Source organism: Pseudomonas sp. S34, assembly GCF_009866745.1.
Lineage (GTDB): Bacteria > Pseudomonadota > Gammaproteobacteria > Pseudomonadales > Pseudomonadaceae > Aquipseudomonas > Aquipseudomonas jessenii.
Window position 1 is genome coordinate 5,336,242 of sequence record NZ_CP019398.1, and the last position, 14,587, is coordinate 5,350,828.

Consider the following 14,587-nt stretch of genomic DNA (forward strand, 5'->3'; position numbering starts at 1 on the left):
TTTTCATGCCAGCCATCACCCTGACCACCCTGCAAGGTCTGAAGCAAAAAGGTGAAAAAATCACCATGCTGACCTGCTACGACGCGACCTTCGCCCACGCCTGCAATCAGGCCGGCGTCGAAGTGCTGTTGGTGGGCGACTCCCTCGGCATGGTTCTGCAGGGCCACGACAGCACCTTGCCTGTCACCACTTCGGAAATGGCTTACCACGTGGCCGCCGTCAAACGCGGTAACAGCGATGCCCTGATCCTCGCCGACCTGCCTTTCATGGCCTACGCCACCACCGAGCAAGCCATGACCAACAGCGCCCTGTTGATGCAGGCCGGCGCGCACATGGTCAAGGTCGAAGGAGCGTTGTGGCTGGCCGACTCGATCCGCCTGCTGGCCGAGCGCGGCATCCCTGTCTGCGCGCACATGGGCCTGACGCCACAGTCGGTGAACATCCTTGGCGGCTACAAGGTCCAGGGTCGCAATGAAAACCAGGCGCGTCAGATGCGCGCCGACGCGATCGCCCTGGAGCAGGCTGGCGCGGCAATGCTGCTGCTCGAGTGCGTCCCGAGCGAACTGGCGGAAGAAATCACCCAGGCGGTGAAGATTCCGGTGATCGGTATTGGCGCCGGCAATCGCACCGACGGCCAGGTGCTGGTTCTGCACGACATGCTGGGCCTGTCCATTACCGGTCGCGTGCCGAAATTCGTGAAAAACTTCATGACTGGCCAGACCAGCATTGACGCTGCATTGAATGCCTACGTGACTGAAGTCAAGGCGGCAACTTTCCCTGGGATCGAACACGGATTCTCTGCATGAACACCGTAAAAACCGTACGCGAACTGCGGGCCGCCGTGGCCCGAGCCCGTGGCGAAGGCAAACGCATCGCCTTTGTGCCAACCATGGGCAACCTGCACAGTGGCCACGTGGCACTGGTGACCAAAGCCTCCCAACGGGCGGACTTCGTGGTGGCGAGCGTTTTCGTCAACCCGCTGCAATTCGGTGCTGGCGAAGACCTCGACAAGTACCCGCGCACCCTCGCCGCCGACCAGGAAAAACTGCTCCAGGCCGGTTGCCATTTGCTGTTTGCCCCCACCGTTGACGAAATGTATCCCGACGGCATGGCCGGCCAGACCCGCGTCAGTGTCCCGCAATTGTCCGAAGGTCTGTGCGGCGCCAGCCGTCCGGGGCATTTCGAAGGCGTGGCGACTGTGGTCAGCAAGCTGTTCAACATGGTCCAGCCGGACCTGGCGATTTTCGGCGAGAAAGACTTCCAGCAACTGGCGGTGATTCGCGCGCTGGTTCATGACCTGAACATGCCGATCCAGATCATCGGTGAGCCCACTGTTCGCGCAACCGATGGCCTGGCGCTGTCGTCGCGCAACGGCTTCCTCAGTGAAGAGCAACGCGCTCTGGCACCGGTGGTTTATCGCACGCTGAATGCGATCGGCGAAGCGATCAAGCAGGGCGAACGCGACTACCCGGCGCTGATCGGCACCCAGATCAAACAGCTCGAAGCAGCCGGCCTGCGTCCTGACTATCTGGAAATCCGCCATGCCCTGACCTTGCGCCCGGCGACGGCGCAGGATCGTGACCTGGTGATTCTGGTGGCGGCGTTCCTCGGTACGACGCGGTTGATCGACAACCTGCACCTGAACCTCGACGCGCCAATCTAAACACTGCAATACCCTGTGGGAGCGGGCTTGCTCGCGAATACGGTCTGTCAGCTGACACATACCTCGACTGACGCAACGCCTTCGCGAGCAAGCCCGCTCCCACATTCGATCTGCGGCAGTTTCCACACCTTATTGCTGCCTCTCAAGCCATCGGGCAAACTGCTCGCCGTTCGATTCCGACCTGGGAAATACTCATGCACGCCATCATGCTCAAAGCCAAGCTGCATCGCGCCGAAGTCACCCACGCTGTACTCGATTACGAAGGCTCCTGCGCCATCGACGGTGAATGGCTGGACCTGTCCGGCATTCGTGAGTACGAGCAGATCCAGATCTACAACGTCGACAACGGCGAGCGCTTCACCACCTACGCCATCCGTGGCGAAGAAGGTTCGCGCATGATCTCGGTCAACGGCGCCGCTGCCCACAAGGCCAAGGTCGGTGATCGCGTGATCATCTGCGCTTACGCTCATTACAGCGAAGCTGAACTGCTCAACTTCAAGCCACGCATGCTCTACATGGCACCGGGCAATGAACTGAGTCACACCAGCAATGCCATTCCGGTCCAGGTTGCCTGATACGAGTCTTGCCTCTTCCGTTTGTCGGTCCTTTCCTAACTTCGATGTTAAAAAGTACCGGAAACAGGTCAGACAAAGTCAAGACAGATCATTGCGCGGGGTTTACTGTAGTCGCCCTGCGCCATGAAATCGTGTCGACGCAGTTGACCGGAACGCCCACCCACAGCGCTCCGGGATTTTTAGTGTTCAAAAGGCCGTTCAAGTAATAAGGAAACCCGCAGCGATGGCGTATTACCGCACTCCTCACGACGTTACCGCTCTGCCCGCCTGGCAAGCGTTGAATGACCACCGCCAAGCCATGCAGGATTTCAGCATGCGCGAAGCCTTCAATGCCGATCCGCAGCGCTTTACTCAATTCACCCTCAGCAGCTGCGGCCTGTTTCTCGACTACTCGAAAAACCTGATCAACGCCGAGACCCGCAATCTGCTCGTGGGCCTGGCCAACGAAGTCGACCTCAAGGGCGCGATCAAGTCGCTGTTCGATGGCGAAATCGTCAACTCTTCCGAAGGTCGTCCGGCCCTGCACACGGCACTGCGCCGCCCGGTTGGCGACAAGCTGTCGGTCAATGGCGTCAACGTGATGCCGGAAGTGCACAAGGTACTGAACCAGATCACCGACCTCGTCGGCCGTATCCACGACGGTCTGTGGCGCGGTTACACCGAGAAGCCGATCACTGACGTGGTGAACATCGGCATCGGCGGCTCCTTCCTCGGCCCGGAACTGGTATCCGAAGCCTTGCTGTCCTATGCCCAGAAAGGCGTGCGTTGCCATTACCTGGCAAACATCGACGGCAGCGAGTTCCACGAACTGACCATGAAGCTTCGCGCCGAGACCACGCTGTTCATCGTCTCGTCGAAATCCTTCAACACCCTCGAAACCCTGAAGAACGCCCAGGCTGCCCGTGCCTGGTATCTGGCCCAGGGTGGTTCGGAAGCAGAGCTGTATCGCCACTTCATCGCGGTATCGAGCAACAACGCCGCCGCGGTAGCGTTCGGCATCCGCGAAGAGAACATCTTCCCGATGTGGGACTGGGTTGGCGGGCGTTACTCGCTGTGGTCGGCCATTGGTCTACCGATTGCCCTGGCCATCGGCATGTCCAACTTCAAGGAGCTGCTGTCCGGTGCCTACACCATGGACCAGCACTTCCTGACCGCGCCGTTCGAACAGAACATGCCAGTGCTGCTGGCCTTGCTCGGCGTGTGGTACGGCAACTTCTGGGGCGCGCAGAGCCACGCGATCCTGCCGTACGATCACTACCTGCGTAACATCACCAAGCACTTGCAACAGCTGGACATGGAATCCAACGGCAAGAGCGTGCGCCAGGACGGCAAGCCCGTGTCCACAGACACCGGGCCGGTAATCTGGGGCGGCGTCGGCTGCAACGGTCAGCACGCCTACCACCAGTTGCTGCACCAGGGCACCCAATTGATCCCGGCCGATTTCATCGTGCCGATCGTCAGCTTCAACCCAGTGTCCGACCACCACCAGTGGCTGTACGCCAACTGCCTGTCCCAGAGCCAGGCGCTGATGCTCGGCAAGACCCTTGCCGAGGCCGAAACCGAACTGCGTGACAAAGGCATGAGCGAAGCCGAAGTGCAAAAGCTTGCACCGCACAAAGTCATCCCGGGCAACCGTCCGAGCAACACCCTGGTGGTCGAGCGCATCAGCCCGCGTCGCCTCGGCGCTCTGGTGGCGATGTACGAACACAAAGTCTTCGTGCAAAGCGTGATCTGGGGCATCAACGCCTTCGACCAGTGGGGCGTGGAACTGGGCAAGGAGCTGGGCAAAGGCGTCTACAACCGCCTGGTCGGCAGCGAAGAAACCCCGGCCGAGGACGCCTCGACCCAAGGGCTGATCAATTACTTCCGTGGTCGTCACCGCGGATAAACTGAACAAACCTGCTACCCCCTGTGGGAGCGGGCTTGCTCGCGAAAGCGGTCTGACATTCAACGATGATGGTGAATGTCAGACCGCTTTCGCGAGCAAGCCCGCTCCCACAGTTGTTTTGTGTATGACTTGAACCCATCGACCTCTCGGCGCATCTTTATCCTTGTCGCAAAACAAGCATAAGGAACCGTCATGTTCGATATCAGCACGTTCCCCAAAGCCGATGCCGTCCGCCGGGCCGCACAATTGAGTCAAGACGACTATCAGCGCCTGTACCGCCAATCCGTCGAACACCCCAGCACCTTCTGGGCCGAACAGGCCACGCGTTTTCTCGACTGGAGCGCGCCCTGGGAAACCGTCCAGCGCTACAACCTGAAAACCGGTGAAGCCAGCTGGTTTGCCGGTGCGCAATTGAACGTCAGCTACAACTGTATCGACCGGCACCTGGAGAAACGCGGCGATCAGGTCGCCATCATCTGGGAAGGCGACGACCCTGCCGACTCGACATCGATCACCTACAAAAAACTGCATGAAAACGTCTGCCGCCTGGCCAATGTGCTGAAAAACCGTGGCGTGAGAAAAGGCGACCGCGTGTGCATCTACATGCCGATGATTCCCGAGGCGGCCTACGCCATGCTGGCCTGTACCCGTATTGGTGCAGTGCACTCGGTAGTGTTCGGCGGCTTCTCCCCGGACTCGTTGCGCGACCGCATTCTCGACGCCGATTGCCGCACTGTGATCACTGCCGACGAAGGCGTGCGCGGTGGCAAGGTCGTGTCACTCAAGCAGAACGTCGACAAGGCGCTGCAAAGCTGCCCGGACGTGAGCAGCGTGCTGGTGGTCGAGCGCACCGAGGGGCTGGTGAACTGGGTCGAAGGACGGGACATCAAGTACCAGCAGGCCCTGCGCGAAGCCAGCGCCGATTGCCCGCCCGAGCCGATGGACGCCGAAGACCCGTTGTTCATCCTCTACACCTCCGGCAGCACCGGCAAACCCAAAGGCGTGCTGCACACCACCGGTGGCTACCTGCTGCAAGCAGCGATGACCTTCAAGTACGTGCTGGACTACCGCGACGGCGAAGTCTTCTGGTGCACCGCCGACGTAGGCTGGGTCACTGGCCACAGCTACATCGTCTACGGTCCGCTGGCCAACGGCGCGACCACGCTGATTTTCGAAGGCGTGCCGAACTACCCGAGTACCTCGCGCTTCTGGCAGGTGATCGACAAGCACAAGGTGAACATTTTCTACACTGCCCCGACGGCCCTGCGCGCACTGATGCGCGAAGGCCCGGAACCGTTGAAGCAAACATCCCGCGCCAGCGTCAGGCTACTCGGCACGGTTGGCGAACCGATCAACCCGGAAGCCTGGGAATGGTATTTCCATGAGGTCGGCGAAGAGCGTTGCCCGATCGTCGACACCTGGTGGCAGACCGAAACCGGCGGCATCATGCTCAGCCCGCTGGTCAGTGCCCAGCGGATCAAGCCCGGTTGTGCGACACAACCGATGTTCGGCGTGCAACCGGTGCTGCTCGACGAGCAAGGCAAGGAAATCAAGGGCGCCGGCAGCGGCGTACTGGCCATAAAGTCCAGCTGGCCTGCACAGATCCGCAGTGTCTATCGCGACCCGCAACGCATGGTCGACACCTACTTCAAGCCCTACCCCGGCTACTACTTCACCGGTGACGGCGCGCGGCGCGATGAAGATGGCGACTACTGGATCACCGGGCGCATCGACGATGTGATCAACGTGTCCGGCCACCGTATCGGCACCGCCGAAGTGGAAAGCGCCCTGGTGCTGCACGAGAGCATCGCCGAGGCCGCTGCGGTCGGTTATCCCCACGACATCAAGGGCCAAGGCATCTATGTCTTCGTCACACCCATGAACGGCATCGAAACCAACGATGAACTGAAGACAGAATTGCTGGCCCTGGTCAGCAAGGAAATCGGCAGTTTCGCCAAACCGGACTTGATCCAATGGGCGCCGGCCTTGCCGAAAACCCGCTCAGGCAAGATCATGCGGCGCATTCTGCGTAAGATTGCCTGCAACGAACTGGACAATCTGGGCGACACTTCGACCTTGGCCGATCCAAGCGTGGTACAAGGCTTGATCGATAAACGCCTGAATCAATAACGTTCTGTCTTCTGTAGGAGCGAGCTCGCTCGCGATGAACTCCGACATACCGCGTTTATTCAGGAAACACGCGTTATCGTTAACGTCCATCGCGAGCAGGCTCGCTCCTACAGAAAATTACAGAGTGGCCATGGAATTCATCCGCACCCGCATCGAAACCCAGATCATGAGCCTGACCGGTTTGTCTTTGGGCAAACTCGACCTGGAAAACCCCAAGGGCGACCCCGGGCTGTTCGGGCCAGACTCGGTGAGCTGGCAAGTCCATGGCGATTTCAGCAGCATGCTGATCGGTGGCATCAGTGCCCTGATGCTGCAGGCCCTGCACCCGCTGGCATTGGCCGGGGTCTGGGACCATTCGAACTTTCGTGAAGACATGCTCGGCCGCCTGCGCCGCACCGGGCAGTTCATATCCGGCACCACGTTCGGCTCTCGACAGGATGCCGACTGGCTGATCGAAAAAGTCCGCACCATCCATTTGCAGATCACCGGTACAGCGCCGGACGGACGTGCCTACGCCGCCAGCGATCCCGAACTGCTGACGTGGGTGCATGTGGCGGAAGTCAGCAACTTCCTCGCCGCGCATTTGCGCTATCGCAACCCGCACCTGTCCCCGGTCGATCAGGATCGCTACTACGCTGAAATCGCCTTGGTTGCCGAGCGGCTCGGAGCCAGGGATGTGCCCCGTACGCGGCAGGAAATTGCCGACTATCTTGAGCGTATGCGCCCTCAGTTGCTGTGCGACGAACGCAGTCGGGAAGTCCTGCGCCTGTTGCTGAACGCCCCCTCTCCCAGTCGCTTGGCCAAGCCTTTCGGTGGTCTGATGATGCAGGCCGGGATCGACCTGCTGCCGGACTGGGCCAGCGACATGCTCGGCGCCAGCCAGAACCCGCTGCAACGCAAGCTGATCCGCGCCAGCGTCAATCGCAGTGCGCCGATGCTGCGCTGGGCAGTGCGTAATGGGTCGGTGCAGCGGGCCAAGCGGCGGATGGGGATTACTTAGAAAGAACAAAGTCAAAAGCTTCGCGAGCAAGCCCGCTCCCACACTGGATCTATGTCGATCGCAAGTTTTACGTTCACAGAAAATCCAATGTGGGAGCGGGCTTGCTCGCGAAGGCAGCGCCTCGGTCCCGCGCCAAAACTGTTAAACTCCCGCGCCCAATTCCCTCCTGCAAGGCGCCCAGCATGTCTTCCTTGAATCAGGCGCTGCGCGCCGCCCTCGATCAACGCCAGGACCTGCTCGCCGAACTGCACCTGCAGGGCACCGATTGCTATCGCCTCTTCCACGGTAGCCAGGAAGGCGCCGGTGGCCTGACCATCGACCGCTACGGCCCGCAGCTGTTGGTGCAAAGTTTCCACCAGGCGCTGGAGCGCGAGACGCTGCTGCAACTGCACGAAGCGATCAATCAACACCTGGGTTTTGAAACCCTGCTGGTCTACAACGACCGCTCCCGTGGCAACTCGCGCATCGATCGCGATGACATCGTCTACCGCGCCGACGAAGCCGCCCTGCAAGACCTGGTCGGCCACGAATGGGGCCTGAACTATCGGGTGCGCGGTCGCCATGCCGGACAGGACCCGCTGCTGTTCCTCGACCTGCGCAACACCCGCGGCTGGGTCAAGGATCACAGCAAGAACAAAAGCGTGCTGAACCTGTTTGCCTACACCTGTGGTGTCGGCCTCAGTGCCGCCGCCGGTGGCGCGCGTGAGGTGTGCAACCTGGACTTCGCCGAAGGCAACCTGGCGGTCGGTCGGGAGAACGGGCAGCTCAACCCGCAGTTGCCGACCATGGAATTTATCCAGTCCGACTACTTCCCGGCCATTCGCCAACTGGCCGGCCTGCCGATCAGCCAGCGCCGCGGACAAAAACTTCCGAGCTATCAGCGCCTGGAACAGCGCCAGTACGATCTGGTGCTGCTGGACCCTCCGGCCTGGGCCAAGAGTGCATTCGGCACCGTCGACCTGCTGCGCGACTACCAGAGCCTGCTCAAACCGGCCTTGCTGACCACCGCCGACAACGGCGTGCTGATCTGCTGCAACAACCTGGCGAAAGTCAGCATGGACGACTGGCGCGAACAGGTTTTGCGTTGTGCAGAGAAGGCCGGGCGGCCGGTGCGTGAATGGACCGTGATGAAACCGGGCGCCGATTTTCCGTCAATGGATCAACAGCCACCGCTGAAAACCCTGATCCTGCAGCTCTGACCGTCGTCGGAGAAATCTGAAAATTCATGAACAGGCCAATCACTTCGGAACCGGAAACGCGTGCCATACTCCAAGGCTATCCGATTCAGACAGATGAAGCCGCACATGCACAAAGGATTGATTCGCGCCATCGGCGCCTTGTTGACTGCTCTGGCCCTCTACAGCTTGCTGGGTTTTCTGATTTTACCGGGTGTCGCGTTGCGCGTTGCCAACCAGCAACTGGCCAACTACGCCACTACACCCGCGACCATCCAGCGGATCGAATTCAATCCATTCAGCCTTGAACTGACCCTTTGGGGCTTGAACATCGGCGAACCCGGCAAGGAGCAGGTCGGTTTCGAGCACCTGTACGCCAATCTGCAATTCGACAGCCTGTGGACCAAGGCGGTGCACCTGTCTGATGTCGAACTGACCAAGCCCAAGACCGAAATCCTGTTCAGCAAGGACGGCAAACTCAATCTGCTCGGGCTGTTCAAACTGCCAGAGAGCGAACCCACGCCGGCCGACCCGGATGCCAAGCCGTTTCCACTGCGCATCGAGCGGATCAAACTGGCGGGCGGCGCCGTGCATTTTGAAGATGCCCGGCCCAGCGAGCCCATCGAGTTTCTCTACGACACACTCGATTTCGAACTGAAGAACCTCAGTACCCTGCCCGATGACAGCGCAGACATGACCCTGGTGGCCATCGGCCCCAATGGCGGACAGATCGACTGGACCGGCAACTTCAGCCTGATCCCGATCGCCTCCGAAGGTAAGCTGAAAATCACTGACGGCAAGATGAAAGCCTTTTGGCCCTATGTGCGCGATGCCGTGCCACTGGATCTCGAAAACGGCGTCATGAGCATCAGCACCGACTACAAACTCAACCTGGCCAAGGAAACCGAGCTGCTACTGAGCAATGTAGCGGTCAGCATCGCCCCCTTCGCGATCAAGGCTCCGGATGGCCGGCCGCTGGTAAAGCTCGAGCGCCTGGACGTCAGCGAAACCACCGTGGACCTGGCCAAGCAGCAAGTGGTGGTGGGCAAGATCCGCAGCCACAAACTGGAAACCTGGGCCGCGCTGGAATCGGACGGCCAACTCGACTGGCAGAAACTGTTCGCCAGCCAGCCGGCCAAACACTCTGCCAAAGCCATGGCGGATGCCGAACCGACCAGCACTCCGGCGGCGGCAGACTCACCGAAACCTGAACCGGCCGTGCCAGACAAACCCTGGCAGGTGCTGCTCAAGGATGTGCAACTGCGCGACTACAAGGTGCATCTGGCTGACCGCAAGGCACAACCCGCCGTCGCCCTGGAACTGAGTCCGCTGAACCTCGACCTGCAAAATTTCGACAGCCTCAACGGTTCCCCCTTTACCCTCAAGCTCGATACCGGTGTAGGCAAGCAAGGCAAGATCATGGCCGACGGCGAGGTCAACCTGGCCCCGGTCAGCGCCAGGCTGAAGGTACAGACCAAGGACATCGACCTGCGGGTTGCCCAGTCCTACATCACGCCGTTCATTCGCCTGGAACTGCGCAGCGGCATGCTCGGCAGCGATCTGGCGGTAGACCTGAAAAGCACCGAGCCCTTGGCCTTCGGCGTCACCGGCCGTGCCCAGGTCGATCAGTTGCACACCCTGGACACCTTGAAAACCCGCGACTTCCTCAAGTGGCAGCAGGTCGTGGTCGATGGCCTGAACTATCAGCATGGGGACAGCCTGTCGATCGACAAGATCAACCTGTTCCAGCCCTATGCGCGGTTCATGATCAACGATGATCGCACCACCAACATCGATGACCTGCTGATTCCACAGCCAGCGGATTCCGGGGCAAAACCGGCGGCGAACAAACCGGCCAGCAACGAAAAACCGTTGGGCATCCACATCGGCGGCATTTTCATCAATGACGGTTCGGCCAACTTCGCCGACTTCAGCCTGACCCCGAACTTCGCCACCGCCATCCAGCAACTCAACGGGCAGATCGGCACCATCGACAGCCGCCGGCCGAAACCGGCCAGTGTCGACGTCAAGGGCAAGGTCGATCGCTACGCACCGGTGACCATCAAGGGCTCGGTCAATCCGTTCGACCCGATGGCCAGCCTCGACATCGCCACCAGCTTCAAACGCGTGGAACTGACCACGCTGACGCCCTACTCCGGCAAGTTCGCCGGCTACCGTATCCGCAAGGGCCGGCTCAATCTCGACCTGCACTACCAGATCACCAAGGGTCAGCTCAAAGCTGAAAACAAAGTGGTGGTCGAACAACTGCAACTGGGTGAAAAAGTCGACAGCCCGGATGCCGTGAGCCTGCCACTGAAACTGGCCATTGCCTTGCTCAAGGACGTCGACGGCAAGATCTCCATCGAACTGCCGGTCACTGGCGACCTGAACAACCCTCAGTTCAGCGTCATGCCGATTATCTGGCAGACCCTGCGCAACCTGATCGTCAAGGCCGCGGCAGCACCGTTCAAACTCATTGGCGGCTTGGTCAACGGTGGTGGTTCGGAAGACCTGGGCAGCGTTTCATTCGCAGCCGGTTCCAGCGAATTGAGCAAGGACGCCGAAGGCGCCCTCGACAAACTGTCCAAGGCGCTCAAGGAACGCCCGGCCCTGCGCCTGGAAATCGAAGGCACCGCCGCCCAGAGCAGCGATGGCCCGCTGATCGCCGAACAACGCCTGGAGCGTGAATACCAGTACAACTACTACAAAATGCTCCAGCGCCGCGGTGACAAGGTCCCGGCCCAGGCTTCGTTGCTGGAAGTGCCGGACGGAGAAAAGGGCCCGCTGCTCGAAGGTATCTACCGCACCCGCCTGAAAACCCAGCCCCCTGCCGAATGGAAGGACCTGGGCAAGGAAGAACGCACCGCGAAAATGCGTGCCGAGGTGATCAAGTTCTGGAGTGCCAGCGACGTACTGTTGCGTCAACTGGGCCAGGAACGCGCCAGCAGCATCAAAGATTATCTGGTCGACAAGGCCCAGTTGGAAGATGACCGGGTGTACTTCATCGATGCCAATCTGGGCGAGGCGCAAAGCGACGGCCGCGTGGTGACGCCGATGCATCTGGATGCCGAGTGATGCATCGGCAGCTGGCAGGCCTGGCTCTGGCGCTCTCCGTCAGTCAGGCCTGGGCGGCCGATACCCTGCGCTGTGGCAGCCAGTTGATCAGCGTCGGCGACCGCTCGAGTGAGGTCGTGCAGAAATGCGGTGAGCCGGTCAGCCGCGACTTGCTGGGGTACAAGCGCAGTGCCGATCGACGCGAGGAGTTTCAGGTCGAGGAGTGGACCTACGGACCGAATGGCGGGATGTATCAATACTTGCGGTTCGAAGGTAATCGGTTGAAGCAGATCACCAGTAAACGCGGCAATTGATTAGCACTATCCAATGTGGGAGCGGGCTTGCTCGCGAAGGCGATAGATCAGTCAACTTATTGGTTGAATGACACACCGCTTTCGCGAGCAAGCCCGCTCCCACATTGGGTTTTCAGCGTTACATATAGAACAGGCCCCGGCAATAAATGCGCGGGGCCTGTGACGGCCACATCCTTATGGCCCTTCGCATGAACACTCAGGTTGCAACAGACGTATGACTCTGCCCGTCTGTCGCGCCTTCTCCCGGTCCAGGCGAGAAGCCTGCCTTACTCGGCTTTGAGGCCGTCAGCGGAGACCGCCTTGACGCCTTTGATTTTCTTGGTGATGGCCACAGCCGCTTCTTTTTGCGAATCGGTCACGGCGGTGGTCGACGACAGCGATACCACGCCTTTGTTGGTTTCAACTTTGATGTCACTACCTGGAATGCCTTTTTCAGTCATCAGGTCAGCCTTGACTTTGGTGGTGATCCAGGTATCGGAAGTATCTTCTTTCACTTCGGTCATTTCACCGGCAGCCAGCACCATTGGCGACTGGGTTGCCTGGGTGGTTTGAGCAAACGCGGCGTTGGCCATGGTCAGGGTCAGCGCGGTAGCAGCAGCGGCAGTGATAGCGAACTTCTTCATACGAGTAACTCCTGTTTTTCGGAAAGTCTGCCGGATGTCTTGTCGGCAGGGTTACCAAGGATATTGCGAACGCTGTGCCAACTTTGGAGAAGGAACTAAAACCTTATTAATCAATAAGTTACAAAACCAGCCAACTTTCGAAATCATGCAAAATGCACGAGAAGCACAAACACTGCATGCAAGTTGCGGGTTTATGGAAAGTTCCTAAGATGCTGAAATTTCTGAGCTTTATCTGCAACATTTGACGACGGGTCGACAAACAGGAAAATCCCCGCAAAAGCGGGGACTTGATTCAGCAATTCATGCCGCAGAACCGGAACACCCTTTAGGCAAGTAGTCCTCGGTAACGCTGCTCTTGCATGACCAGCCTTTGGCTTCGTCCCGTGTCAGGGTGACGGTTTTGCCCTGGACCACCCCCGGGGCATTGTGCAACGTACAAACGATTGATCCCGCCCCCGGCGTTGTAGCCGTCACAGACAGGGCGCAATGGTTGGTCGATGTCTTGCCAGCGGGCGCCACGTTGGCAATTGTCGGCGTTTCCCCCTGGCTGATCACATCCTCGAACGGCACCTTCATTGCAGTCAGCTCGGCCATCGCCGCCGTGACCTTGGCCCGCGCCTGGTACTTGGAATACATCGGCAGGCCCAGGGTTGCCAGGATCCCGATGATCGCTACCACGACGAGCAACTCGATCAGGGTAAAACCTTTCTGATAGTTCATGTACAAGCTCCATGCATGAGTCGAAGGCTCATGACCTGCCCCATGGCAGCACAGCCTGTGCCAAGGCCAGAAGCCCCTGTTGGCCGGGGGCGTGGTGTTCGCAAAGCCCTTACTTACTACCAAGATCAGTACTATCTGACGTTTTTTGTCACATCACCCTTGCGGGTTTGGCCCCATCCTTTGACTAGGCTATAAGAGCAATTCAATCGGAATACCCAGGACTGAACATGGCGGTCAAGGCAGCGAAAATCAGCGTGTATGCGTGGGAAGGCATCGACCGCAAAGGCACAAAAGTGACCGGCGAACTCAGCGCTCAGAACCCGGCGCTGATCAAGGCGAAACTGCGTAAGCAAGGCATCAGTCCGGGCAAGGTTCGCAAAAAAAACCATTCGGTTTTCAGCATGGGCAAGCGTATCAAGGCCCAGGACATTGCCCTGTTCACCCGGCAAATGGCGACAATGATGAAGGCCGGCGTGCCGTTGTTGCAGTCCTTCGACATCATCGGCGAGGGCTTCGACAATCCGGCCATGCGCAAGCTGGTGGACGAACTGAAACAGGAAGTTGCGGCAGGCAGCAGTTTCGCCGCCGCCCTGCGCAAGAAGCCCCGGTATTTCGATGAGCTGTATTGCAACCTGGTGGATGCCGGCGAGCAGGCCGGTGCCCTCGACACCCTTTTGGAGCGGGTCGCGACCTACAAGGAAAAAAGCGAAAGCCTCAAGGCCAGGATCAGGAAAGCCATGACCTACCCGCTGGTGGTGGTGTTCGTCGCGGCGATTGTCACCGGGATCCTGCTGGTCAATGTCGTGCCGCAGTTCGAATCGGTGTTCAAAGGCTTTGGCGCCGAACTGCCGGCCTTCACCGTGATGGTCATTGGCCTCTCGCAATTCATGCAAGCCTGGTGGTGGGTGGTCCTTGTCACGCTGATCACGATGACCTTCGGCGTACGCCACGCCCTCAGGACATCCCCGGCCTTGCGTGACCGGATGGACACCTGGCTGCTGAAACTGCCGCTGGTGGGCACCCTGATGCACAAGTCCGCCGTGGCCCGGTTCGCCCGTACTTTGTCGACCACTTTCGCTGCCGGCGTGCCGCTGGTGGAGGCTCTGGAATCAGTGGCCGGTGCGACCGGCAATAGCGTGTTCAAGCGCGCGGTATTGCGCATCCGGCAGGACATCTCGACCGGCATGCAATTGCATTTCGCCATGCGCACCTGCGGCGTCTTTCCGAACATGGCGATACAAATGACTGCAATTGGCGAAGAGTCCGGCACCCTGGACGCTATGCTCGACAAAGTCGCGGGGTTCTACGAAGACAACGTCGATAACATGGTCGATAACCTCACCAGCCTGATGGAGCCGTTCATCATGGTGGTGCTGGGTGTTATCGTCGGTGGACTGGTAGTTGCCATGTACCTGCCCATCTTCCAACTTGGCTCAGCGATCTGA

At 59.6% G+C, this 14,587-nt stretch carries 12 protein-coding genes; 10 read left to right on the top strand and 2 right to left on the bottom strand.

Annotated features, from left to right (window positions below; translation table 11 throughout):
• The first annotated feature begins 5 nt into the window (after positions 1–5).
• The 9 genes from panB (at position 6) to PspS34_RS23865 (ending at position 11,799) form a co-directional block, all read left to right on the top strand.
• Positions 6–806 carry a 3-methyl-2-oxobutanoate hydroxymethyltransferase gene (gene panB, locus PspS34_RS23825; RefSeq protein WP_057713273.1) on the top strand — a complete coding sequence of 267 codons (801 nt, stop codon included), beginning with the start codon at positions 6–8 and terminating at the stop codon, positions 804–806.
• Entirely contained in the window at positions 803–1,663 is an 861-nt protein-coding gene (gene panC, locus PspS34_RS23830) for a pantoate--beta-alanine ligase (RefSeq protein WP_154862187.1), read from the top strand. The genes panB and panC overlap by 4 nt, the downstream gene beginning before the upstream one ends.
• 194 nt (positions 1,664–1,857) lie before the next feature.
• Entirely contained in the window at positions 1,858–2,238 is a 381-nt protein-coding gene (gene panD, locus PspS34_RS23835) for an aspartate 1-decarboxylase (RefSeq protein WP_003228271.1), read from the top strand.
• A gap of 223 nt (positions 2,239–2,461) precedes the next feature.
• Positions 2,462–4,126, top strand: a complete 1,665-nt coding sequence (pgi, locus tag PspS34_RS23840; protein WP_150813464.1) for a glucose-6-phosphate isomerase — start codon at positions 2,462–2,464, stop codon at positions 4,124–4,126.
• Between the two features lie 192 nt (positions 4,127–4,318).
• Positions 4,319–6,256 (top strand): acetate--CoA ligase, encoded by a 1,938-nt coding sequence (acs, locus tag PspS34_RS23845; RefSeq protein ID WP_150813465.1) that lies wholly within the window; start codon positions 4,319–4,321, stop codon positions 6,254–6,256.
• Between the two features lie 130 nt (positions 6,257–6,386).
• Positions 6,387–7,256, top strand: coding sequence for an oxygenase MpaB family protein (locus PspS34_RS23850; RefSeq protein WP_154862186.1), 870 nt, complete (start codon positions 6,387–6,389; stop codon positions 7,254–7,256).
• Between the two features lie 182 nt (positions 7,257–7,438).
• On the top strand, positions 7,439–8,455 hold the full coding sequence (locus PspS34_RS23855; RefSeq protein ID WP_150813467.1) for a class I SAM-dependent methyltransferase: 1,017 nt from the start codon (positions 7,439–7,441) through the stop codon (positions 8,453–8,455).
• 93 nt (positions 8,456–8,548) lie between these two features.
• On the top strand, positions 8,549–11,506 hold the full coding sequence (locus PspS34_RS23860) for a DUF748 domain-containing protein (protein ID WP_154862185.1): 2,958 nt from the start codon (positions 8,549–8,551) through the stop codon (positions 11,504–11,506).
• A complete protein-coding gene (locus tag PspS34_RS23865) occupies positions 11,506–11,799 on the top strand; it encodes a DUF2845 domain-containing protein (protein ID WP_173677975.1) in 294 nt (97 codons plus the stop codon). The genes PspS34_RS23860 and PspS34_RS23865 overlap by 1 nt, the downstream gene beginning before the upstream one ends.
• A gap of 266 nt (positions 11,800–12,065) precedes the next feature.
• Here PspS34_RS23865 and PspS34_RS23870 read toward each other — a convergent pair whose 3' ends face one another.
• Both PspS34_RS23870 and PspS34_RS23875 read right to left on the bottom strand, forming a co-directional pair.
• Positions 12,066–12,422, bottom strand: coding sequence for a BON domain-containing protein (locus PspS34_RS23870; RefSeq protein WP_057713265.1), 357 nt, complete (start codon positions 12,420–12,422; stop codon positions 12,066–12,068).
• A gap of 300 nt (positions 12,423–12,722) precedes the next feature.
• The gene (locus PspS34_RS23875) at positions 12,723–13,142 is read right to left on the bottom strand and encodes a pilin (RefSeq protein WP_057713264.1); all 420 of its coding nucleotides are present in this window, start codon (positions 13,140–13,142) and stop codon (positions 12,723–12,725) included.
• A 227-nt stretch (positions 13,143–13,369) separates the two neighbouring features.
• On the opposite strand from PspS34_RS23875, the gene PspS34_RS23880 reads away from it, so the two are divergent.
• Positions 13,370–14,587: a type II secretion system F family protein gene (locus tag PspS34_RS23880; protein ID WP_154862184.1), complete on the top strand. Its 1,218-nt coding sequence runs from the start codon at positions 13,370–13,372 to the stop codon at positions 14,585–14,587.